Origin of the sequence: Devosia sp., assembly GCF_041917035.1 — a bacterium.
Taxonomy (GTDB): domain Bacteria; phylum Pseudomonadota; class Alphaproteobacteria; order Rhizobiales; family Devosiaceae; genus Devosia_A.
Map to the genome: position 1 here is coordinate 1 of NZ_JAYRYM010000437.1, position 1,743 is coordinate 1,743.

General features: G+C 71.0%; 2 protein-coding genes. Both read left to right on the forward strand.

The genetic code is table 11. The features are described 5' to 3' along the window. Positions 1-172: 172 nt before the first annotated feature. Complete coding sequence (locus ACE3TU_RS22035) at positions 173-412, forward strand: DUF2798 domain-containing protein (RefSeq protein ID WP_374627995.1); 240 nt, start codon at positions 173-175, stop codon at positions 410-412. Positions 413-416: 4 nt separating this feature from the next. Then, on the forward strand, positions 417-1,743 hold a 1,327-nt coding region (locus ACE3TU_RS22040), incomplete at its 3' end, for an MFS transporter (protein WP_374627996.1).

Genomic DNA, 1,743 nt, shown 5'->3' on the forward strand with positions numbered 1-1,743 from the left:
GGCGACACTGCCTTCCGAGAGCAGCACGTCGAGCGTCACGAGGAGATTGAAGTCGGGCATCCCGGCCCTCCGAGACATGGCGTTGCGTGCACGTATATGATGCAAACGCTGCGCATTCCGCAATGCTCCGCACTGGCGTATCTGGCCTGCAGTCCTCACACAGGAGTTCGCCATGCCCGCCCGCTACGCCCCGATCCTCTTCGGTTTCATCCTTTCCGCCCTGATGTCGCTGCTCGTCTCAGGCATCGCCACCTTCCGCAACGCCGGTCTCGCCGACGGCTTCCTGGCAGCCTGGATCGGCGCCTGGCTTCCGTCCTGGCTGATCGCCTTCCCGGTGGTGCTGGTCGTCGCCCCGATCGCCCGTCGCCTGGTCGGCGTCCTCGTCAAGGCGCCCGCGCCCGCCTCGCGCTAGTCCGATGAGCGCGCCCTCCACCACCGGACTGAGCTGGCGTCTCGCCTCGCTGTCGATGGCGATGCTGCTGCCCTCGCTGGGCATCAGCGTCGCCAACATCGCCCTGCCGAATCTCCGCACGGCGTTCGACGTGACCAGCCAGGAGGCCCAGTGGGTCGTCATCGCCTACCTGGTCGTCGTCACCGCGTCGCTGGTGACCGCCGGCCGGCTGGGCGACCTGCTCGGCCGCAAGAGGCTTCTCCTCGTCGGCATTGCCATCTTCTCCCTCGCCGCGCTCGCGGCCGTCTTCGCATCGTCGATCTGGATGGTCGTGCTGGCGCGGGCGGTCCAGGGCGTCGGGGCGGCGGTGATGATGTCGCTGACCGTCGCCGCGGTCAGCGACGCGGTCCCGGCGGAGCGTGCGGGGACCGCGATGGGGCTGCTCGGCACCGTCTCGGCCGTCGGCACGGCGGCCGGCCCCTCGCTGGGTGGCCTGCTGGTCGGCCTGTTCGGCTGGCCCGCCATCTTCCTGCTGATGGCCGGCGCCGGTCTGCTCGCCGCGCTCCTCGTCGGCACGCAACTGCCGGCCGCCACCACCGCCGACGGGCGCCGCCCCGCCTTCGACCTGCCGGGGGCATCGGCCCTGATGCTGACGGTCGCCGCCTTCGCGCTGGCGACCACGGTGAGCCCCGTCACTCTGGTCAACGCCGGCCTCGCCGCCGTCGCCACATTGGGCGTGGCCGTCTTCGTGGCGATGCAGCGCCGGGCGGCCGCCCCTCTCGTGCAGCTCGACCTGCTGCGGCACCCGCCCGTCGCCGCCGGACTGCTGTCCATCGCCCTCGCTTCGGCGATCGTGATGACGACGCTGGTCGTCGGCCCCTTCTACCTCACCGGGGTGCTCGGGCTGGATACGGCAACCGCCGGCCTGGTCATGACGATCGGACCGGCCGTATCGGCCCTTGTCGGGCTTCCCGCCGGCCGGATCGTCGATCGCCGCGGCCCGGGCCCGGTCAGCCATGTCGGACTGTCGGCGCTCCTCGCCGGAACGCTGGCCATGGCAATCCTTCCCGGTGCCATCGGCCTGCCGGGCTATGTGTGCAGCCTTGTGGTGATCACCTCCGGCTATGCCCTGTTCCAGGCGGCCAACACCACCGCGCTGCTGGCCGGCGCCTCGAAGGACCAGCGCGGCGTGATCTCGGCTCTGCTGTCCCTCGGCCGCAATGTCGGGCTGATCACCGGCGCCTCCGCCATGGGCGCGCTGTTTGCGCTGGCCTCGGACGGCACCGCCGCAGGCGGTCAGCACGGCCTGCAACTGGTCTTTGCGGTGGCATCCGGCTTCGTTGCGACGGCAT